General features: G+C 67.7%; 18 protein-coding genes and 1 tRNA gene. 1 reads left to right on the forward strand and 18 read right to left on the reverse strand.

Annotated elements, in window-relative coordinates; translation table 11 throughout:
- Positions 1–237: 237 nt before the first annotated feature.
- From Q8O14_04170 to Q8O14_04225, 12 genes are all read right to left on the reverse strand, one after another.
- Positions 238–1425: a hypothetical protein gene (locus Q8O14_04170; GenBank protein ID MDP2359934.1), complete on the reverse strand. Its 1188-nt coding sequence runs from the start codon at positions 1423–1425 to the stop codon at positions 238–240.
- Positions 1426–1672: 247 nt separating this feature from the next.
- Positions 1673–2980, reverse strand: coding sequence for an ATP-dependent Clp protease ATP-binding subunit ClpX (gene clpX, locus Q8O14_04175; protein MDP2359935.1), 1308 nt, complete (start codon positions 2978–2980; stop codon positions 1673–1675).
- A gap of 2 nt (positions 2981–2982) precedes the next feature.
- Positions 2983–3591 (reverse strand): ATP-dependent Clp endopeptidase proteolytic subunit ClpP, encoded by a 609-nt coding sequence (gene clpP / locus Q8O14_04180; protein ID MDP2359936.1) that lies wholly within the window; start codon positions 3589–3591, stop codon positions 2983–2985.
- Between the two features lie 35 nt (positions 3592–3626).
- Positions 3627–4904: a trigger factor gene (tig, locus tag Q8O14_04185; GenBank protein MDP2359937.1), complete on the reverse strand. Its 1278-nt coding sequence runs from the start codon at positions 4902–4904 to the stop codon at positions 3627–3629.
- A gap of 56 nt (positions 4905–4960) precedes the next feature.
- Positions 4961–5043 (reverse strand) — tRNA-Leu (locus tag Q8O14_04190).
- A gap of 339 nt (positions 5044–5382) precedes the next feature.
- Positions 5383–6252, reverse strand: coding sequence for a nitrilase-related carbon-nitrogen hydrolase (locus Q8O14_04195; GenBank protein ID MDP2359938.1), 870 nt, complete (start codon positions 6250–6252; stop codon positions 5383–5385).
- 13 nt (positions 6253–6265) lie between these two features.
- Entirely contained in the window at positions 6266–7630 is a 1365-nt protein-coding gene (locus Q8O14_04200) for a PFL family protein (GenBank protein MDP2359939.1), read from the reverse strand.
- A 2-nt stretch (positions 7631–7632) separates the two neighbouring features.
- The gene (locus Q8O14_04205) at positions 7633–8088 is read right to left on the reverse strand and encodes an ACT domain-containing protein (protein ID MDP2359940.1); all 456 of its coding nucleotides are present in this window, start codon (positions 8086–8088) and stop codon (positions 7633–7635) included.
- Positions 8075–8410 (reverse strand): EutN/CcmL family microcompartment protein, encoded by a 336-nt coding sequence (locus Q8O14_04210; GenBank protein ID MDP2359941.1) that lies wholly within the window; start codon positions 8408–8410, stop codon positions 8075–8077. Before Q8O14_04210 ends, Q8O14_04205 begins: the two co-directional genes overlap by 14 nt.
- A 295-nt stretch (positions 8411–8705) precedes the next feature.
- Positions 8706–9617, reverse strand: a complete 912-nt coding sequence (locus Q8O14_04215) for a hypothetical protein (GenBank protein ID MDP2359942.1) — start codon at positions 9615–9617, stop codon at positions 8706–8708.
- The gene (locus Q8O14_04220; protein ID MDP2359943.1) at positions 9604–10647 is read right to left on the reverse strand and encodes a hypothetical protein; all 1044 of its coding nucleotides are present in this window, start codon (positions 10645–10647) and stop codon (positions 9604–9606) included. Before Q8O14_04220 ends, Q8O14_04215 begins: the two co-directional genes overlap by 14 nt.
- 391 nt (positions 10648–11038) lie before the next feature.
- Positions 11039–11413: a helix-turn-helix transcriptional regulator gene (locus tag Q8O14_04225; protein ID MDP2359944.1), complete on the reverse strand. Its 375-nt coding sequence runs from the start codon at positions 11411–11413 to the stop codon at positions 11039–11041.
- Between the two features lie 304 nt (positions 11414–11717).
- On the opposite strand from Q8O14_04225, the gene Q8O14_04230 reads away from it, so the two are divergent.
- Complete coding sequence (locus Q8O14_04230; protein ID MDP2359945.1) at positions 11718–13061, forward strand: phosphomannomutase/phosphoglucomutase; 1344 nt, start codon at positions 11718–11720, stop codon at positions 13059–13061.
- 23 nt (positions 13062–13084) lie between these two features.
- Here Q8O14_04230 and Q8O14_04235 read toward each other — a convergent pair whose 3' ends face one another.
- The 6 genes from Q8O14_04235 to dnaB all read right to left on the reverse strand — a co-directional run bounded on the left by Q8O14_04235 (position 13085) and on the right by dnaB (position 20460).
- On the reverse strand, positions 13085–14434 hold the full coding sequence (locus tag Q8O14_04235; protein MDP2359946.1) for a multiheme c-type cytochrome: 1350 nt from the start codon (positions 14432–14434) through the stop codon (positions 13085–13087).
- An 81-nt stretch (positions 14435–14515) separates the two neighbouring features.
- A complete protein-coding gene (locus Q8O14_04240; GenBank protein ID MDP2359947.1) occupies positions 14516–15880 on the reverse strand; it encodes a multiheme c-type cytochrome in 1365 nt (454 codons plus the stop codon).
- Positions 15881–15922: 42 nt separating this feature from the next.
- Complete coding sequence (locus tag Q8O14_04245; protein MDP2359948.1) at positions 15923–16063, reverse strand: hypothetical protein; 141 nt, start codon at positions 16061–16063, stop codon at positions 15923–15925.
- A gap of 80 nt (positions 16064–16143) precedes the next feature.
- The gene (locus tag Q8O14_04250; protein MDP2359949.1) at positions 16144–16791 is read right to left on the reverse strand and encodes a CoA pyrophosphatase; all 648 of its coding nucleotides are present in this window, start codon (positions 16789–16791) and stop codon (positions 16144–16146) included.
- A gap of 4 nt (positions 16792–16795) precedes the next feature.
- Positions 16796–19012: a bifunctional (p)ppGpp synthetase/guanosine-3',5'-bis(diphosphate) 3'-pyrophosphohydrolase gene (locus Q8O14_04255; GenBank protein ID MDP2359950.1), complete on the reverse strand. Its 2217-nt coding sequence runs from the start codon at positions 19010–19012 to the stop codon at positions 16796–16798.
- Positions 19009–20460, reverse strand: coding sequence for a replicative DNA helicase (dnaB, locus tag Q8O14_04260; protein ID MDP2359951.1), 1452 nt, complete (start codon positions 20458–20460; stop codon positions 19009–19011). Before dnaB ends, Q8O14_04255 begins: the two co-directional genes overlap by 4 nt.
- Between the last annotated feature and the right edge of the window lie 57 nt (positions 20461–20517).

A 20517-nucleotide genomic window follows, 5' to 3' on the forward strand; every position in this document is an offset into this window, starting at 1 on the left:
GCGGGTGTCGCGCCGGGCGGGCGAGCTGTTGCCCCAGGTGGAGAGGTGGCCGGGGAGTGTCTGAGCCTACGAACAGGTGTCCGACCCATGGTCGGACACCTCGGCAAATGGTGCCGCCCCTGGAGGATGGTTCAGCGGCAGCGTAAGGTCAGAAGGATCCTGCCCTGGTGTCGCCCCTCTGCTTCACTTCATGGTAAGAGGCCAGGCTTTCCCGCATCGTGCCCATCCACGGCCCAATCACTCCCGCCGCAGCAGCGCCAGGACCTCCACGTGCTCCGTGCCCGGCATCATGTCCCAGGCGGTGAGGGACTCCAGGCGCCAGGCGGGATCCTGGCTGAGGGTCGCCAGATCGCGGGCGAGGGTGGCGGGATTGCAGGACAGGTAGGCGAGGGCGCGGGGCGGCCTCTGGTGCAGGTGGTCCAGCAGGGCGGGATCCAGCCCCTTGCGCGGAGGATCCACCAGGACCAGGTCCGGCTCGAAGAGTTCCAGGCTGGTCAGGCAGTCCTCCACCCGGCCACGCACCACCTCGATTTCGGCGCGGCCATCGGCGCGGGCCGCCTCCATGAGCGGGATCTGGCTGGCGTGCTCGCCCTCCAGCAGGAAGAGCGGCTCCGTGCGCGTCACCGAGAGGCCGATCGCCCCGCAGCCGCAGTAGAGGTCCGCCACCCGCGGCGGGGCGCCCCCCTCCGCCGCCCGGGCGCGGATCCAGTCCCGCAGGTCGGCCAGGATGAGGCGGAAGACCTCCAGGTTGGCCTGCAGGAAGCAGGTGGCGCTCACGGCCACGGGTGTCTCCAGGAAGAGGCAGGGCACCGACCACTGTCCCTCCAGCAGCTGCGTGTGGGGACCCAGCACGGCGTTGCCCCGCCCCGGATTGAGGTTCTGTGTCACGCAAAGCAGCGCCGGGAAGGCGGCGCGCAGCTCGCGGGCGAGGATGAGCAGTTTCTCCTGCCAGGCGCCCTCGGCCTGGGGCGTGACGAAACAGCAGAGCATGCGCCCGTCGGGCAGCACGCGCAGCAGCAGGTGGCGCAGGAAGCCCTTGGCGCGGCCCTCGTGGTAGACGGGGAGGCCGAGGCGCCCCACCGCCTCCGCGATGAAGGCGATGGGCGGGCCGAGGGCGGGGTGGTGCTCGCGGCAATGACCCAGATCAATCAGCTGATGGCTGCCCGGCCGGTAGATGCCCAGCGCCGCCCGGCGGGCCGCCTTGTCCCAGCCGAAGACCAGCTTGACCGTGTTGCGGTAGCCCTCCCGCGCCGGGGCGGGCCGCAGCTCCACGCGCTCCAGGTCCAGGCTGGCGCCCGGCCGTGTCGTGGCGCCCAACTCCCGGCGCAGCAGGCGGGTCTTGGCGGCCAGCTCTTCGTCGTAGGTCACGCCAGCGAAGGGGCCGGCGGCGCAGTGGGGACAGGCGGGTGTGGATGCGGGCGTCATGGGACCAAGGTAGGGTGAATCAGCGTGGGCGGCGAATGGCGGGCGCGGATGGGCGGTGCATCCTGTCACCCCAGCGGAAGCCGGGGTCCCGTGGGCGGGCCCTTGTCGAGACCTTCGCCACATGGCGGCTGGACATCCATGGACCAGGCGCCGCGCGGCGCCTGGCCCGCATGGTTCCGCCTTCCAGGGTGCGCGTGGGCATGCACGTGGGATGGCCCATGGGGTCCCAGCTTTCGCTGGGATGACATCAAGCGCGGCGGCGCTCCTGGCGCGGCTCCATGCTGGGCGTCGTGTTCAACTGCGGCGTGGCCGCCTCCTGGGGCTGGCGCGGGGTGAGGCGCGGACGGCGCTCGCCGCGAATGGAAGCCGGCGTCACCAGCACCTCGGCCACGTCCTCGCGCCCGGGCAGGTCGAACATCACGTCCATCAGGCACTGCTCGACGATGCCGCGCAGGGCGCGGGCGCCCGTCTTGCGCTTTTGGGCGTAGCGCACCACCTCGCGCAGGGCATCCTTGGAGAAGACCAGCTTCTGGTTCTCCATGGCGAAGAGGCGCTCGTACTGGCGGACGATGGCGTTGCGCGGCTCGGTCAGGATCTGGAGCAGGGCCTCCTCGGACAGCTCGTCCAGCGCCGTGACCACGGGCAGGCGGCCGATCAGCTCGGGGATGAGGCCGTACCTGAGCAAGTCCTCGAACTCCACCCGGCGCAGCACCTCGCCCACGCTCTTGCCCTCCAGCGCGCCGGCGCTGGCGCCGAAACCGATCTGGTTGCGGCCCAGGCGTTGCCGGATGATGGAGTCCAGGTTGTCGAAGGCGCCGCCGCAGATGAAGAGGATGTTCTTCGTGTTGATGTTGATCAGCTTCTGCTCGGGATGCTTGCGCCCGCCCTCCGGCGGGACGGAGGCGATGGTGCCCTCCAGCATCTTGAGCAGAGCCTGCTGCACGCCTTCGCCCGAGACGTCCCGCGTGATGGAGGCGCTGCCCTCCTTGCGGGCGATCTTGTCGATCTCGTCGATGTAGACGATGCCCATCTCGGCCGCCTGCACGTCGTAGTTGGCGGCGTGGAGCAGGCGCACCAGGATGTTCTCCACGTCCTCGCCCACGTAGCCGGCCTCGGTCAGCACGGTGGCGTCGGCGATGGTGAAGGGCACCTGGAGGAAGTGGGCCAGGGTCTGGGCGAGAAGGGTCTTGCCCGTGCCAGTGGGGCCGATGAGCAGGATGTTGGTCTTCTGCAGCTCCACGTCGTCGGTGACATCCTGGCTGCGCACCCGCTTGTAGTGGTTGTAGACCGCCACCGAAAGGGCGCGCTTGGCATCCTCCTGGCCGATCACGTACTCGTCCAGGCGGGCCTTGATCTCCTTGGGGGTGCCGAAGTTCTCCAGGGCGGGACGCTTGCCGCGGCCCAGGTTGCGTCGGACGATCTGCTGCGAGGCCTCGACGCACTCGTTGCAGATGTTGACGTTGGGACCCTGGATCATGATCTGCACTTCGTGGCTGGTCCGCCCGCAGAAGGAGCAGATGGCGATGGGGTCCTTGCGGCGCCGCTCGTCGGACATGGCTATTCCTTGTCCTTGTCCTTGCGGATGATGTGCGTGTAGGACTTGAAGACCTCGTCCACCAAGCCGTACTGCATGGCCTCGGTGGCGGACATGAAGTAGTCGCGGTCCGTGTCCTGGGCGATGACGTCCAGCTCCTTGCCCGTGTGCCGGGCGAGGATCTCGTTCAGCTTCCCCCGCATGAGGAGGATTTCCTTGGCCTGGATCTCGATGTCGGCGGCCTGGCCGTAGGCGCCGCCCGAGGGCTGGTGGATCATGATGCGGCTGTTGGGCAGGGAGATGCGTTTGCCGGGAGCCCCGGCCGCCAGCAGGAGGGCGCCCATCGAGGCGGCCATGCCGATGCAGATGGTCGACACCTTGGGTTTGATGTACTGCATGGTGTCGTAAATGGCCAGGCCGGCGCTGACGCTGCCACCCGGGCTGTTGATGTAGAGGTTGACGTCCTTCTCCGGGTCCTCGGCGGCCAGGAAAAGGAGCTGGGCCACCACCAGGTTGGCGATGTGGTCGTTGATGGCCGTGCCCAGGAAGACGATGCGCTCCTTGAGCAGGCGGGAATAGATGTCAAAGGCGCGCTCGCCGCGCCCCGTGGTCTCGATGACGGTCGGAATCAGCACTCAGGCCTCCGCTGGCTTCAGTGGGGACAGGATCAGCCCTGCGCCCCGTCCTCGTCGCTGATCTGGGCATGCTGGCGCAGGAAGCCCATCAGCTTGCGCTCCTGCAGCTCCCCGAAAAGGCGGTCGAGGGCGTTGGCCCTCTTCAGCTGCAACCGGGCGGCTTTGGGATCCTGCCCGGCCGAGGCGGCCAGGCGGGCGATCTCGGCGTCCAGCTCCTCGGGCGTCACCTCCAGCTTCTCGGCGCGGATGAGGGCCGTGCTCACCAGGCTCCAGGCCAGGTTGCGCGTCACCTCCTCGCGGTAGCTGCGGCGCACGATCTCCTCGTCGATGGGGTTGTCCGTGCCCTGGCGCGCCCGCTCGATGATGCTGTCGAGCTGCTGGGCGATCATCTTCTCCGGCACCTCCACCGGGTTCCGCTCCATGACGGCGGCGATGAGGCGCTGGTCCACCGTCTGGTCCAGGGCGCGGTCCAGCTGCCGGCGCAGGTCCTCGCGCACCCGCTCCTTCAGCTCGTCCAGCGTCTCGAAACCGGGCGGCACCTCCTTGGCGAACTCGTCGTCCAGCTCGGCCAGCAGGGGGCGCTTGATCTCGTGGACGAGCACGCGGTAGTACTCGACCTTGCCCGCCACCTCGGGATCGGGGTCGTCGGCGGGATTGGTGATGTCGAAGAAGCGGGTCTCGCCCAGGTGGACGCCGGACATCTTGCCGTCGAACTCAGCCCCGTACTGGCCCTTGCCCAGCTCCACCTGGATGCCGCGGTAGAGTCGATCGGGCAGCTCGGTGCCGGCGGGGTCCGTCTCCTGGATGTCGCACAGCAGCTGGTCGCCCTCGGCGGCGCCGCCCTCCTCGACCGGAGCCCAGTTGGCGTACTCGTGGCGGAGCTGCTCCAGGGCCTTGGCCAAATCCTCGTCCTCCACGGCGCGCACCGGCCGCTTGACGGCAAGGTTCTTGAACTCCTTCGGCTCGACGCGGGGGGCCACCTCCACCACGGCGACGTAGGTGAAGTCCCCGCCCGGCTCGTGGTCCATCTTCTCGATGCTGCCCTGGTCCAGGGGCCGCAGCTGCTGCCCGGCCAGGGCCTCGGGGTAGCTTTCGCCCAGCAGATCGTTGAGCGCCTCGCCCAGGGCGCGGTCCCCCAGCATGCCCTTGAGCAGGGTGGCCGGCACCTTGCCCGGACGGAAACCCTTGAGCTGCGCGCGCGCGCCCAGCTCCTTCAGTTTCTTTTCCAGCTGCGCCTCAACCTTGTTGGCGGGAATGGTCACCGTCAGCTCGACCTTGGTCGCTTCCAGCTCTTTGATCGTGACTTGCACCTGACTCCTCTTGCACTTCGGTCCTGTCGACGGCGGCTCCCCGGTGGCCCGGTGGATGCGGGAAGGGGGATTTGAACCCCCACGCCCAAAGGACACAAGAACCTAAATCTTGCGCGTCTGCCAGTTCCGCCATTCCCGCAGTCTGCGGTCTGTTGGAGGCAGAAAGGTAGGAAGAGACCGCCCGCTATGAAAACCGTGGGCGGGCACCGGATGCCGGGCCCGCCCACCTGGGTCGCTGCGACTCTCCCCCCAGCAGCGGCGCGCCGCGGCATTCCGCCGCTGGCGGCGCCACAGCGGTCGGCGAAACCGACCGTGGCCGCAGCCGACCCGCGCCGTCGTCCCGGGAGGGCGGGATGGCGGCTGTTCCGGAGGGCGCTCCTTCCACGCCGCGGGCTCCGCCGGGTCGCCCCCAGTGTGCGGAAGGCCCGGGCGGCGCGCCGTGCGCGCCGTCACAGCAAGGATGTGGAGGATGACAGGATCAGCGGCGGCGGAGCAGGCTGTCCAGCTCGGCCTGCCAGAGCGGCAGGTCCTCGTCGCGCAGCAGGGGGCTGTAATTGCGTTGGCGGATCGTTGCGGCCTCCGACCATTCCGCCACGAGCAGGGCTTCGTCTGCATGGTCCAGGCCGGCCTGGCGCAGCCCGTCCGCCCCCCACAGGCTGCTGCCTCCCCAGAAGCCCATGCCGTCGTCGAAGCCGACCCGGTTGCAGAAAAGGATGGGCGTGGCCTGCATTTTGGCATGGGCGGACAGCAGCGTGTACCAGACGCGCCCGTTCTCGCCGCCGGGACTCTCCATCCAGCCTGGGGCGCTGGCGGGGCGGGGGGTCAGCCCGCGCAGGGGGCTGGCGGCGGGGGCGAGGAGCAGGCCGGCGCCGTCCTGGACCAGCAGAAGGGGGCCGGCGGCGTGCCACCAGTCGTTGCAGATCATCAGGCCCAGGCGGCCCAGGGGCGAGTCGAAGGCGCGGAAATGCCGGCCGCGGGCGAAGAAGCGGCCCTCCTCGAAGAGGCCGTAGGTGGGCAGGAAAACCTTGCGGTGGACATGGAGCAGGCGGCCCTCGGCGAAGAAGGCCTGGGCGTTGTGGACGAGGCCTTCCGCCGTGCCCTCGACGAAGCCGGCGCAGATGGCCAGCCGGCGGCTGGCCTCGAGCAGGGGCTGGAAGAAGGGGTCGCCGGCGGGCAGGGCCAGCTGGGCGGCCAGGTCGCGCAAGGCGTAGCCCGTGAGGGACAACTCGGGGAAGAGGAGCAGGTCGGCGCCCCGGCCGGCGGCCTCCTCGGCCCATTCCAGATGACGGCGGAGGTTGGCCTGAAGGTCGCCCAGCACCGGGTTGAACTGCGCCGCCGCCACGTTCACGGGAGTCGGTCCATCAGTTCCTCAGGGCTGTGGTGGGGGCCGGGATGCGGCCGCCGCGGCGGATGAAGACGCTGCTGTCCTGCGGACGCACCGGCATGATGGGCGCGCTGCCCAACAGGCCGCCCCAGTCCACCACCTCCCCCACCCGCATGCCGTGGACGGGGATGATGCGCAGGGCCGTCGTCTTGCCGTTGACCATGCCGATGGCCGCCTCGTCCGCCAGGATGGCGGAGAGGGTGGTGGCCGGCGTGTCGCCCGGCACGGCCAGCATGTCGAGGCCCACGCTGCAGACGCAGGTCATCGCCTCCAGCTTCTCGATGGAAAGGACGCCCTCCGCCGCGGCGCGGATCATGTTGGCGTCCTCGCTCACCGGGATGAAGGCGCCGCTCATGCCGCCCACGTAGGAGCTGGCCATCATGCCGCCCTTCTTCACCGCGTCGTTGAGCAGGGCGAGGGCCGCCGTCGAGCCGTGGGCCCCGATCCGCTCCAGGCCCATCTCCTCGAGGATGGCCCCCACGCTGTCGCCCTCGGCCGGGGTGGGCGCCAGGCTGATGTCCACCACACCGAAGGGCACGCCCTCCAGCCGGGCCACCTGGCGGCCCATCACCTCACCGGCGCGGGTGATCTTGAAGGCCATGCGCTTGATCGCCTCGGCCACCTGCACGAAGTCCGCCTCCGGCCCCAGCTCGCGGATGGCGCTGAGCACCACGCCCGGCCCCGAGATGCCCACGTTGAGGGTGATGTCCGGCTCCGAGATGCCGTGGAAGGCGCCGGCGATGAAGGGGTTGTCCTCCACCGCGTTGCAGAAGGCGACGAGCTTGGCGCAACCGATGCTCTTGGCGTCCTTGGTCAGTTCCGCGGTGCGCAGGATGATCTCGCCCATCAGGCGCACGGCGTCCATGTTGATGCCGGCCTTGGAGGAGCCGATGTTGACGCTGGAGCAGACGTGCCGGGTGGAGGCGAGGGCCTCGGGGATGGAGAGGATCAGCTCCTGCTCGCCGGGGGTCATGCCCTTGGAGACGAGGGCGCTGTAGCCGCCCAGGTAGTCCACGCCGCACTCCTCGGCCGCCTTGTCCAGCACCTTGGCCAGCTCGATGAAGTCCGCCGCCTTCATCTGCTCCCCGGGAATGGAGAGGGGCGTGATGGAGACCCGCTTGTTGGCGATGGTGATGCCCCAGCGCTCCTCCACCTCGCGGGCCGCCGCCACGTGGCGGGAGGCCAGGCGCGTGATCTTGTCGTAGATCTTGCGCTTCATCGTCTCCAGGCTGTCGCTGGCGCAGTCGCGCAGGCTGATGCCCAGGGTGACGGTGCGCACGTTGAAGTGCTCGCGCTCCGTCATCTGGACCGTCTGCAGGATCTCCTCGTGTGACCAAGCCATCCCTAAACCCGGTGCATGCTGGTGAAGACGTCCTCGTGCTGGGCCAGCACGCGCACGCCCAACTTCTCCCCCACTTCGCCCAGCGCCTTCTTGAGGGCGGCGAAGCTGCTGGTCAAGCCGCCGATGTCCACGATGAGGATCATGGTGAACCAGTCCTGGAGGATCTTCTGGCTGATGTCGATCACGTTGCCATTGAAGTCCGCCAGGCAGCGGGCCACCTCGGCCAGGACGCCGGCCTTGTTCTTGCCGAAGACGGTGACGATGATCTGGGTGCCGCCGCCCAGGCTGAGATGGCTGGCGCTGAAGCCGGGGGTGCCCACCAGGCCGGGGGCCTCCTCCTGCATGCGGGCCAGGGCGTCGCGCACCACCTGGCGCACGTTGTCCGGGCTGGCCAGGGGGCCCAGCTCGTCGATGGCCTTGCGCGTCAGCTCGCGGATGGTGGCCTCACTGATCGCCATGGTCGGGCTCCTTCATGCCGGGGAAGCTGGGCGGCACCTTGCTGCGGAACTCCCTGGTAGTCTCCAGCTCGTCCACGATGCCGATCACGGCCGCCTCGATGCTGATGTCGCAGTCGTTCCCCACCGCCATGCGGGCGGCGTGGCCGTAGGCGCAGATGACCAGCTCCCCCGCGCCGGCGCCGATCACGTCCGCCACCACCACGAGGTGCTCGTTGGTGGCCTTGGCCAGATCCACGGGATGGACAAGGAGGAGGCGCAGGCTGCCCAGGTTGGCGACCCGCTTGGTGGACCAGACGGTTCCCACGACTTTGCCCAGAAACATGAGCTCTCCTTGCGCTCCCCGGGTTGGCCGCCCAAGCCACGATCCGCGGCGGCAGGCCGGTGCGTGCCCAAGGTAGCAAAGCGGCCATGCCATGCCTTGAGTCCGCCCGTCCGCGGTGGCCCCCTCTGCCATGCTGCGCGGACAACTCCACCACGTACTCTGGCACGGCGCCAGACACCGCCGTTGGCATTCGTCCAAGTGCGCCGACACACAGCTTCCATGGGACGTGCCGTGCCTGGTGGAAGAACGGTGGCGCCCAGGGGGGCGCCACGTGGCGATTTCAGCTGGGCGGGGGCTACTTGCCCTTCTTCTCGAGCCTGGCCAGTTCCTTGCGGGCGGTCTTGTTCTGCTTTTTGATGGTCTTCAGCTCGGTCTTCATGATGCGGGCGATGTAGGTGGGCAGGGATTGGGACATTTTGACGGACCCTGCGCCAGCCTGAGCCGAGTAAGTCAGGCGCCGATCGGTGAAAGCGCCGCTCTGCAAATCAAGGATATAGAAGGCCACATGACATTCACCGAACAAACCCCCTCCGCTCATCTCACCGCCTGACGCCCCCATCGCGGAAGCGGCAGCAGCCAGGGCGATGCCTTTAAGCATGCCCTTGGCTTCATCGCCTGCGGAGGCAGCCATGTTCTTGCTCAGGCCGAAGTATGAGGGGATCACCACCCAGCGCATGTCCGTATGGTCGGCGAGGGCCGCCGCCAGCTCGGTCTGCTTCGTCTCAGACACAACCTTGCGGATTTGCTCCATCTGCTTGTCGCGGGTCACTTCAGGTCGTTCATAGTGGTTTTTAGGTTTCCCCACTGGTGTGTCAACAGTGTTCGCTGCCCTCAATCGGGCAGCGACCAAGTCCAGCGTCAGCTTGGCGAGGACGTCCTGCACATGCGAAAGGCTGGATGCGAGAACCGGATCCGCCGCCAGCATTCCCGGATCCGCCATGGTCCAGGACAAGCCCAACGCGGCCATCTTGGCGACAATGTCGACCTGGAAGGCCGAATCAGCCACCGCTTCCATCATATGGTAGCGCTGCACTTCTTCACCCTCCTTGCGGAAGACACGCGCCCCCAGGGGCAGGCAGAGGGCCGGTTGTTCGGCCCATTCGTGCACCACCGGGCGGAGCTTGACCTTGGCAGTCGCGCCGGCAGTCGCCAGCAACAGGCCTGTCAGGATCAGGGCCAGCGTGCGGGAGCGGTCAGTTCTTGTCATTGGGCTTGTCCTTCAGCTTGGATTCCAGTCGGGTGATGGTCAATCTCAGGACGCCCCTGCGCCCAGAGTAGTCGGGATCCGCCTCCACCTGGCGGTACAGGTCCAGGGCATCGCTCTCACGCTTGAGCAGAACCAGGGCTTCGGCACGGAGCAGGATCAGTTCATACTCCCCAGGATTGAGCTGGGCGTTGGTCGCCATTTGCCGCTCAAACCGCTCCAGGCTGCCATCCTTCGTGCCGTGAAGCGTCAGGTCGCGCCGGGCCTCCAACAACCCGCACTGCCCTTCACCCAGCCCACATTCGCGGCCCCGCGCCACCAAGGTGTCCAGCAAAGGGGAAAGCAGGGCCTGCCGGGGACGCTTGACCGCAAGGTCCCGGTCCACGTGACGGCACAGGTCCTGGACCACGCCGGGGATGAGTCGGCGCTGCAGCTCCAGCAAGGCCGCGGAGCCATCCGCGGAGGGACCCGGCGCCTCCTCCCGGCCCACTTCCAAATGGGCGTTGACGCATTCCAAGGGGAGGTCGATGCCATCCAGGCGCGCACGGAGGCGGTTCATCGCCGTGGCATCGGCGCCGGCGCGTTGGAGCAAGTCCCGGCCGAGACTGTCCGCCCGATCCTCCAGCGCTGCCTCGTACATGGGCGCGAGGGTGATGCTGAGTTCAGGCCTGCTGGCGTTTCCGGAAACAAGTCGCAGGGCTTTGCGCAAGGGATTATCCCGGGCGGGCCGGGCAATCCGCCGATCCATCAGCATTTGATGACAGGGAAAGTGCCCGTCGAGCGGGTGCTGCATCAGATGGGCCAGGACCGCCTCAAGTTCGCGCATGTCCCGCATCAGGCAGATGGCCGCGGCATGCAGCAGCATGTCGCCGTTGGGCAGTGAGACCAGCCACGGGGCATCGCCCGAGGCCAGTTGGATGCGCAGCTCGGGACGAGGATCGGCGCCGCCCTCGGCGAATGGAAGCAGGCGCAGCAAGGTGGCCGACAACAGGCTGTCAACCTGGGCGCGACCCCGCAGCCTCTGCTCGTTCACGTACTCCCAGCTTTGACTCCAAGCCTTCTGCGCGTCCGCGCCCAGGTCAAGATCCGGATAGTGCGACCTGACCGTCGGTCTGGAACGGGCCAAGCCGGCAACAGACAGCAGGAGCACGCAACCGACACAGGCCAGGCAGCGGACGAGAACCAGTCGGAGTGGACGGCTCACCATGCGTTGGATGGGAACTGGACTGGGCGTGGCGATGGACGGGCAGACACGCAAATCCAAGCTTTCATGCAGGTCTCACGGATCGAAGGAATGGGAAACAAGCCTCATGTGAACGCCAAGTGAAAGAGTGTACAAAGGTAGAGGTTGTATAACAACAAACAGGTCAACATGGAAAGCCCGACCGGGGCCGGGCTTGATTGTCATCGGATGGGCGCGGGACTCAGGCGGCGGAACTCGCCACGCCCTGGTTCTCGGCAACGCGGTGGACGTAGTCGTTCACCACGATCAGGTTGTCGATCGGCATGGCCGAGAGATCCTTGAGCAGCTTCTTGATGATGACGCGCTTGACTTCGTTCTTGCGCAGCAGGGTTTGCAGATCCTCAAGCAGGAGCTGCTCGGGCGTGACGGCAAGGTAGAGCAGGCTGCTGATCAGCTCCGAAATCGTCTCGATACTCTGTCGATACGGCTTGCGTCCCGCCAGCCACATGGATACTGTTGCTTTGGAGACGCCGCACATCTTCGCCACATGCGCCTTGGTGATACCAAGGTTTGCAAAGATGTACTTCAGGTTCTCGATGAAAATGCCGGTTTCCATTCGCAAATCCCCTTGTCCTTTATATGCATTTCCGGTAGGAGCCCGCGTTGATCCAAACACTCATGAAGTGCATGCCTGCGTTGAACTTAGAATGAGCGCCGGAGATGCGCAATCCGAGTCAGGCCCTTTTCCTGCGCACCACAATCACGAATTATGATCATAAACACAAGGTCAATAGTTAATCATTTATCCGTACTCATGATTACTCGTTCACGTCTTTCGCCCTGATTCCCTGGCTCCCGTACCCGTCCACCCCGGCTCGGAACACTTTCATACCTTTTCCCAACAAGCCGCAGGAGCATGCATGTCGATCTTCAAGGCCTACGACATCCGCGGTGTGGTGCCGCAGGAACTGGACGAGGAAAGGGCCCGCCTGATTGGCCGCGCCGCCGGCGATTACTTCGGCGCCAAGCGCTTTCTGGTGGGCAGCGACGACCGGGCCAGCCGCGACGCCATGTTCAACGCCCTGGCCCAGGGTCTATGCGAGCAGGGCGTCCAGGTGGTTAGTATCGGCAAAGTCTCCACACCAATTCTCTACTACAGTGTGGCGGAACTGGGCTTCGATGCCGGCGTGATGATCACCGCATCCCACAACCCGGGCCAGTACAACGGCTTCAAGTTCTGCCGCAAAGGGGCGGCCCCCGTGCCCCAGGAGGAGCTGCAGGAGCTGCGCCGTCGGGTGGAGGCGCAGGACTTCGCGCCGGGGAAGTCGCCGGCCGGTCCCCCCGAGCAGCTGGATCCCTTTCCCGCCTACCGCGCCTTTTTGCGCCGCCAGGTCAACTTCACCACTCCCTACCGCGTGGTGGTGGACGCCGGCAACGCCGTGTGCGGGCTCTTTGCCCGGGAGAACATGGCCGTGACGCCGCTCCAGGTGGATCCCCTCTTCTTCGAATCGGATCCCAGCTTCCCCAACCACGAGCCCAACCCGCTGCTCGAGGAGAACACGGTGGAGTTGCGCCGCCGCGTGCGCGAGACGGGAGCCGACCTGGGCATCGGGTTGGACGGGGACGGGGACCGCATGATGCTGGTGGACGAGGAGGGCGCCTTCCTCCAAGGGGATCTCACCACCCTGCTCATCGCCCTGGGCCTGGCCGAGACCGGCCGGCGGGATTTCGACGTCGTGATCGACTGCCGGGCCAGCCGCGTGGTGGAGGAGCTGCTGCGCGAACGCGGCCTCTCCGTCACCAAGAGCCGTGTGGGCCACACCTTCATCAAGGCCCTCATGCGCCGCAACCAGAGCCTCTGCGGCGGCGAGCTGTCCGGCCACTACTACTTCCGTGACACGCACTACACCGAGAGCACGGACCTGGCCCTCTTCACCATCCTGGCCATGATGGAGCGGCGCAAGGCCACGCTGGCCGAGATCTGGCGTCCGCTGGCCAAGTATCCGCAATCCGGCGAGATCAACAGCCGCGTCGTCTCGGTGGCGGACACGCTGGATCGCGTCCGCCGCGCCTTCCACGACGCCCGCTTCAGCGAAATCGACGGCCTGACCGTGGAGTATGGCGGCTGGTGGTTCAACCTGCGACCCTCCAATACGGAGCCACTGCTCCGCCTCAACCTGGAGGCCTCCTCCCGCGACCAGATGGAGGAGATGCGCGACAAGGTGCTGGCCGTGGTGCGGGCCGAAGGCGGCGAAGCGGCCTGAGCGCGGCCCCGCGCCTTGACCGGTCAGGGCGCGGCGTGCAGCCTGTGCGGGTCGCCTGTGCCCGGCACCGGGTCGTGGCAGGCGGCGCAGGATTGCCAGGGATCATCCGCCAGACCTTCCCGCAGTTCCCCGCGGGTGTTGGTGTGCATGCTGGCGCGGCCGTGGCAGGCCTCGCACTGGACGCCCGAGAGATGGGGCGTCTCCTCCTGGCTCAGCCAGCCGCCCTTCTCCAGCCAGCCCGTCACCAGGCGGCGCCGGGCCAGCGGGTCCTCCGTGCCGTCCTCGCGCGGCGGCAGGGCGAAGGGCCCGGCGTGGGGGCTGGCGCGCCAGGCTTCCCACTGCTCCTGGTGGCAAGCGCGGCAGTCCTTCTCGCCCTGATACCAGGCCAGGGCCGCGTTTCCAGGCAATTGGTTGGACGGAATGCCCAGCCGGGCCAGCAGGACCAGACGCGCCCGCTCGCGCCGGCCGCGCTCCAGGCCCTGTTCGCGCTGGGTGTGCTCCCTGATCTGGTCGGCCACATGCGGATCCTCAATCAGGGAGTTGTCCACCGGCAGCAGGCTCCAGCTCCGCCGCAGCGCTTGTCCGCGCTTCAACTCCACCTCAAGCAGCCCCAGGTTGCGGCCGCGGTCCCCCACCGACACGACCCACACGCCGCCCATCTCCTGCGGCATGCTTCGCGCCTCGGCTCCCGTCACGAGCAGGACGTCGACCAGCCCGTCCAGCTCCCGCGCCAACACCTCCGGACCACGGGGATCCAACGCCGCCGCCACGATGAGCAAGTCACAGTGGGGCCGCAGCAGGCGGGCGCGACGCAGCAGGCCGTCATCGACGCGGTCGGCGGGCAGGCGGTTGGGTCCGTAGCCCGGATCCGCCGTGTCCAGCACGCCCACCGTGATGCCGCCGCGCGTCGCCACCCAGGCCGTGTCCAGCCCCAGGGCGGGCCGCGCGTTGCGATAAGCGCCGCCCAGCCAGGTGAAGGAGGCGCCGTTCAACATCTCCCGCAGGGCTGGCGCTTTCAGGGCGGCGTCCTGCGGACCAAGGACCGCCAGGTCGTAGCCGATCCGCCCCATGACGGAGACCAGCTCGCGGGCCGCGCGCAGATGCGGCTCGTCCTCCACGACGTGATGCAGGTTGCCGCCGTCCATGAGCAGAATCGGCGTGCTTTCCGCCGTGCGCAGCCGCCGCAGCAGGTCGGCGCGGCGGGCCAGCCCGCCCTGGGGCGTGGGTCCGCAGCCGCAGTCCTCCAGAAAGCCCCGCGTGTCGGCGCTGAGCACGATGCGCAGGCGGCCCTCATTCCCGCGGCAGCCGATCAGCAGAACAAGTCCCATCAGACACAGGGCGGCGACTCCACGCCAGATGGCCACAGTCCTCATGAGATTCCTCCCTCGTCGCTCCCACCAGTATGACCAAAGCCGCGGCAAAAGAAAAGCGGCCCGCATGCGGGCCGCCGTCCCTCAGTCTTTCTTCGGTCCCGCGCCGCCCGGTGGCGGTGGCGGAAACGTGGCGGGCATCGGCTTGACCGCTTCCGCATTGGGCGTCCCCTTTGGCTTGCCGTCGGGGGTGGTGCCCAGGTTCAGCTTGCCACCCGGGGCCAGGGCGGGAACCGGACTTTGCTTGCTGTCGCCAACCGGTGCCACCACCGGTGGGTGCGAGAGTTTCAGGCCGGCCTGGAGGTCGAACTCCGGCTGATGTTGCGGGCCATGACAGCCCAGACAGGTCGTTTCCGGCCTCACCAGCGTCTCCAGGGCGGCGCCCTTCGTCTTCACGTGCTCGCTGCCCCGACCGTGGCAAGCCTCGCACTGCACATTGTAGAGGTGCGAACTCTCGCGCCGGTCCACGAAGCCGCCCTCCTCCAGCCAGCCCGTCACCGCGCGCCGCACCTTCTCTTCCTGGTCGCTCTCGCGGTTGCGGATGAGATCGCTGAAAGCGCGTCCGTGCACTGTCTGGCGCCAGGAGTTGTACTGCTCCATGTGGCAGTCGCGGCAGTCCTTCTCCCCCGTGTAGGTCAGGCGGCTGCCCGCCCCCGGCATCGTGGCCGGATCGATCTTCAGCTCGGCCAGGCGCGCCAGGCGCAGCTTCTCCAGGTTGGCGGCCTTGAGCCGCGTCTGCTCGGCCTGGAAGTCCAGCAGGAGCTGGGCCACCTGCGGATCGTTCGGCATCTCGTGGGCCAGGACCACCACCTGGTAGTCGGCATTGACCAGCTGCTTCTCGCGGTTGAAAAGCAGGTCGAAGCGGGCCAGGTGCCGGCCGCGGTCCCCGCTGTTCCCGATGTGGACCGAGCCTTCCTGCTTGGCGTTCATCCAAGGGGAGTTGACTCCGCCCATGATCATCACGTCCACCAGGCCGTTGACCCGGCGGGCCAGGCTGTTGGGATCCTGGTGGCTGGTGAAGGCCACCATGGCCACCACGTCGCAGCGCTTGCGCAGGTCCTGGGCGATGGCCTCCAGGTTGTCCTGCAGCTCCTCGGTCTTCATGTTGTTGGCCTGCCAGGTGGGATCGATCCACGAGAAGAGGCCGACCTTGATGCCGTCCACCTTCTTGATCCACACCTCCTGCACGCCCTTGGGCCGCTGGGCGGGGTGGTAGTTGGTCCCGATCCAGGGGAACTCGGCCGCCGCCATCAGGAGATGCCGCGTGCTGTCCACCAGCGAGAAGTCCTTGGGACCCATCACCGCCACGTCGTACTTCTGGCGGTTCATCATGCGGATGATGAAGCCGGCCTCGGAGGTCGCCTGCTCCGTCTTCTGGAAACCGTGGATGTTGCCGCCGTCGACCAGCACCATCCGTTGCGCGCCGATCATCGTGCGCAGGCTGTCCACCGCGTATTGACGCCTGGCAAGACCGCCAAGCTTCTTGTTGTGTCAACCACAGTCCTCGAGGTAGCCCGTGCAATCCGATGTGAAGACCAGGGAGACCTTGTAGCTGTCCCGCGAGGCACAGCCTCCATTAAGGAATCCCATCAGCAGCAGGAGCACTGCCGCTGCCGGGAAAAGCCGTCGCATGTACACTCCGATCAATGGATACGGTTGAGCGTTTTCAAGGCGCAATGGTAATGCCTACCCGGCGCACCCGCAACTTATCGTCACGTGGCGCCGGCTTCCGCAGGCTGGCCGGGCCAGCGCGGCAGCAGGGCGACCCGGTCCAGGAAGTCGGCCAGGACAAGGGCCGTCATTCCCCAGACGCGGGCGCCGGCCAGGTGGAACTCCCAGACGGGCGTGCCCCGCAGCAGGGCGGGCCGCGCCACGGCCAACAGCTCGGCCAGGGGGCTGAACCAGGCCTGCGCCGTCTCCCGGGAGGCGGCGCCCGCCACCGTCCCCGCCTCCAGCCAGCCGACCACCGGCTGCACCCGATGGCGGGAGACGGGCACGGGCAAGAGGTCCAGGGCACCCAGCAGCGTCACGCGGTCAGGGTCGAGGCCTGTCTCCTCCCGCGCCTCGCGCAGGGCGGCGGCGCCGGGGTGGCCGTCCCCGGGGTCCATCCGGCCGCCGGGCAGGGCGATCTGTCCGGCATGCTCGTCCAGGTGGTCGGCCCGTCTCACAAGCAGCAGCTCCACGCCCCGCCGTCCCTCCCGCAAGGCCAACAGCACGGCGGCCGCCCGCTCATCCGGCTGACAGGGCGGCGCCTGCAGGGGGAGGGGATCCAGGCGGGCGGCCACCCGGCGGGGATCCAGGCGGCGCAGCGAGTCGGCCTCGTACTCCGGGGCGGCGAAGGGTGTTCCCGCGGGGCTCACCGGATCACCAGTCCGTCCCCTGGTCGTGGCGCTCCACGAGGATCACCTTGGGGATGGCGCGCAGGCGCTTGAGGATCTGTGTCAGGTGGCCCAGGTCCTTCACTTCCAGGACGTAGCGCCCAATGGCCAAGTCCTCCTGCTGGCGCATGGTGAACTGCATGATGTTGACGTCCATCTTGGAGAGGACCTCGGTGATGTCGCGGATGAGCTGCCGCCGGTCCTTGGCCACCAGCCGGATGCGCGTGTTGAAGTGGGCGTCCTTCTGGCTGTCCCAGTCCACCTCCACCATGCGGTCGGGGTATTGCAGCATCTGGCTGATGTTGGAGCAGTTGCGGCGATGGATCTTCACGCCGCGCCCGGTGACGATGAAGCCGACGATGTCGTCCCCGGGCAGGGGCTGGCAGCAGCGGGCGAACTGGATCACCATGTTGCCCATGCCCTGGATGCGCACGGCGCTGTCCGTGCCGCGGCTGCCCCGGCGGAAGATGCGCGTGAGCAGACCCTCGGTGGGCGGCTTCTCCTGCGGGGCGATCTTGCGCATGAGATTGGCCACGGGCAGGTCGCCGGATCCGATCGCCGCCGTCCCCTTCTCCCGCGTGGGGTAGCCCAGGGCCTGCATGGCGGCTTCCACGTCGGGCGACTTGAAGTTGATCCCGGACTTGTCCAGCTCCCGCCGCAGCACCTCCTCGCCCAGCTCCACCGATTGCTGCCATTGGCTCTCCTTCAGCCAGCGCTTGATGCGGCCGCGCGCCTTGGTGCTGCGCACGATGCGCAGCCAGTCCAGGCTGGCCGCCGGCGTCTTGGAGGTGATGATCTCCACCGTGCTGCCGCTGGCGAGGGCCTGGTCCAGCGGCACGATGCGTCCGTTCTCCTTGGCCCCGATGCAAGTCAGCCCCACGTTGGTGTGCACGGCGAAGGCGAAGTCGATGGCCGTGGAGCCGCGCGGCAGCTTGTAGAGATCGCCCTTGGGCGAGAAGATGAAGATCTCGTCCTGGTAGAGGTTGATCTTGAAGCCCTCGAGGAACTCGCGCGAACTCTCCTCCAGGCTCTCCTCGGCCAGCACCTGCTTGATCCAGGCGAAAAAGCGGTCCAGCTGCTCATCGCTGTCGCTGCCCTCCTTGTAGATCCAGTGGGCGGCCAGGCCGTACTCGGCGATGCGGTTCATCTCCAGCGTGCGGATCTGCACCTCGAGGGTGCGGCCGCGCGGCCCCACCACCTTGGTGTGCAGGCTCTGGTAGCCGTTGGTCTTGGGCGTGGCGATGTAGTCGCTGAAGCGCTCGTGGATGGGCATGTACTGGTTGTGGACCACGCCCAGGGCGAAGTAGCAGTCCTCCACCTTCTCCACCAGGATGCGCACGGCGAAGAGATCGAGGATCTCCTCGAAGGTCTTCTGCCGCTTGTGGATCTTGTTCCAGATGGAATAGAAGTGCTTGGGCCGGCCCAGGATGCGGAAGTTCTTGAGGCCGTAGTCGATCAGGCGCTGGCGCAGCGGAGCCACCGCCTCCTCGATCACCGCCTCGCGCTCCTCGCGCTTCAGCTCGATCTTCTCCACCAGCTCCTGGTAGAAGGCCGGCTCCAGCACCTTGAGGCAGAGATCCTCCAGCTCCCACTTGATGGAACCCATGCCGAAGCGGTTGGCGAGCGGGGCGTAGACCTCCAGCGTCTCGCGGGCGATGCGCTCGGCCTTCTCGGGCTTGAGCCCGTCCATCGTGCGCATGTTGTGGAGGCGGTCGGCGAACTTGATGAAGATGACGCGGATGTCCTTCGACATGGAGAGGAGCATCTTGCGGTAGTTGACGCTCTGCTGGTGCTCGAAGGAGCGGAAACTGAGGTCGCCGATCTTGGTGACCCCGTCCACCAGCATGGAGACATGCTCGCCGAAATGCTCGCGCAGGGAGTCGAGGGTGACGCCTTTCTCCCCGCAGTCCTCCAGCACGTCGTGCAGCAGGCCGGCGATGATGGTGTCGGGGTCCACCTTGAGATGGGCCAGGATGCGCGCCACCTGGATGGGGTGGTCGATGTAGGGTTCGCCCGTGAAGCGGCGCTGGCCTTCGTGCATGTGGTAGGCGAAGTCGTAGGCCTCGCGGATGCGCTGAAGCGAGGAGGCGGGCAGGTACTCGGCGGCGATCCCCGCCACGCGCTCGATCTCGGCGTCGAAGTGGGCGCGGTCCAGCGGCTCGTCCGGCTGGGCAGGATGATGGTCGGCCAGGCGCGGACTCATGGCTGCTCCGGGGCCGGCTGGCCGGCCGCCCGCGCCCGCCGCTTGGGCAGGTGCAGCTCCACGGGCGGGCCGGCGCCCTCCACGGCGTGGACGAGGTCCAACTCGCTGAAGAGGCCGATGTCCTTGTTGAAGTGCAACTGCATGATGCCGGTGGGTCCGTTGCGGTGCTTGCCGATGATCACCTCGGCGCGGCCGGCGGTGGGATTGCCCTGGGAATCCACCTGTTCGTACATCTCCGGCCGGTAGACGAAGAGGACGAGGTCGGCGTCCTGCTCGATCGCCCCCGAGTCGCGCAGGTCGCTCAGCATGGGGCGCTTGTCCCCGCCGCGCTGCTCCACCTGGCGGCTGAGCTGGGAGAGCGCCATGATCGGCACGCTCAGTTCCTTGGCCAGGGCCTTGAGCGCCCGCGAGATGGCGGCGATGCCCAGCTGGTGGCTCTCGGCGCGGGGCGGCAGGCTCATCAGCTGCAGGTAGTCCACCACCACCAGTTTGACCTGGTGCTGGGTGACGGCCCGCCGCGCCTTGGAGCGCAGCTCCGCCACCGAGATGCCCGGCGTCTCGTCGATGAAGATGGGCATGGCCCCCAGCTCGTCGATGGCCCGGCCCAGGCGCAGGTGGTCGTCCCGGCTCCAGCGCTTGCCCCGGATCTGGCGCGCCTCCAGCCCGCTGATGGTCGAGAGCAGGCGCATGGCCAGCTGGTCGGCGGACATCTCGAGGCTGAACATGAGGACGGGGTTGCCGGCGCGCGCCGCCTTGAGCAGGAAATTGAGGGCCAGGGCCGTCTTGCCCATGGAGGGCCGGGCCGCCAGGATGATCATGTCCGTGCGCTGCCAGCCGCTGGTGAGGTGGTTGAGCACGCTGAAGCCCGTGTCCACGCCCAGCAGGCTCTGGCCCGCCTCCAGCCGCTCCAGCATCACCACCGTGCGGTCCATCAGCGGGCGCATGGCGATGAAATCCGCCGCGGCGGCGCCCTGGTGCAACTGGAAGAAATCGCTCTCCGCCTGGTTGAGCAGGTCGGCCGGATCGGCGCCGGGGGAGGCGGCCTCCAGCTGCAGGCGGTCCGTCGTGCGGATGATCTGGCGCAGGAGGGACTTCTCCCGCACGATGCCGGCGTGGTACTCCACGTTGGCGGCGGATTCGGCCACCATGGCCAGCTGCTGCAGGTAGTCGAGCCCGCCCACCTCGGCCAGGCAGTCCACCTTGCCCCGGCCGCGCGCCGTCATGCGGCCCAGCTCCTGCTCCACGCTGATGAGGTCGCAGGGGGCGCTCTGGTCGGCCAGGGCCAGCATGGCGGCATAGATGTGGCGATGGGCGAGGAAGTGGAAATCGTCCGGCCCGCGTAGGACCTGGACCACCTTGTCCAGGGCGGCGGCGCTGATCAGGATGGAGGAAAGGACCGATTTCTCGGCGTCCTCGCTGTGCGGCAACTGGCCGGGGGCGCGCTCCATCCTGGCTCCTGGTTGAGAGTGGGGCGCCAAGATAGCACCCTCGCCGGGGAGCTGGCG

The organism is bacterium (assembly GCA_030685015.1).
GTDB lineage: Bacteria > CAIWAD01 > CAIWAD01 > CAIWAD01 > CAIWAD01 > CAIWAD01.

Bases quoted from the DNA above. Each gene is read 5' to 3' on its own strand.
- Q8O14_04255 (MDP2359950.1), bottom strand. From the start codon at position 19,012: ATGAGTCCGCGCCTGGCCGACCATCATCCTGCCCAGCCGGACGAGCCG.
- Q8O14_04210 (MDP2359941.1), bottom strand. From the start codon at position 8,410: ATGTTTCTGGGCAAAGTCGTGGGAACCGTCTGGTCCACCAAGCGGGTC.
- clpX (MDP2359935.1), bottom strand. From the start codon at position 2,980: ATGTCCGACGAGCGGCGCCGCAAGGACCCCATCGCCATCTGCTCCTTC.
- Q8O14_04245 (MDP2359948.1), bottom strand. From the start codon at position 16,063: ATGCGACGGCTTTTCCCGGCAGCGGCAGTGCTCCTGCTGCTGATGGGA.
- dnaB (MDP2359951.1), bottom strand. From the start codon at position 20,460: ATGGAGCGCGCCCCCGGCCAGTTGCCGCACAGCGAGGACGCCGAGAAA.
- Q8O14_04215 (MDP2359942.1), bottom strand. From the start codon at position 9,617: ATGACAAGAACTGACCGCTCCCGCACGCTGGCCCTGATCCTGACAGGC.
- Q8O14_04200 (MDP2359939.1), bottom strand. From the start codon at position 7,630: ATGGCTTGGTCACACGAGGAGATCCTGCAGACGGTCCAGATGACGGAG.
- Q8O14_04205 (MDP2359940.1), bottom strand. From the start codon at position 8,088: ATGGCGATCAGTGAGGCCACCATCCGCGAGCTGACGCGCAAGGCCATC.
- Q8O14_04170 (MDP2359934.1), bottom strand. From the start codon at position 1,425: ATGACGCCCGCATCCACACCCGCCTGTCCCCACTGCGCCGCCGGCCCC.
- Q8O14_04230 (MDP2359945.1), top strand. From the start codon at position 11,718: ATGTCGATCTTCAAGGCCTACGACATCCGCGGTGTGGTGCCGCAGGAA.
- Q8O14_04235 (MDP2359946.1), bottom strand. From the start codon at position 14,434: ATGAGGACTGTGGCCATCTGGCGTGGAGTCGCCGCCCTGTGTCTGATG.
- Q8O14_04225 (MDP2359944.1), bottom strand. From the start codon at position 11,413: ATGGAAACCGGCATTTTCATCGAGAACCTGAAGTACATCTTTGCAAAC.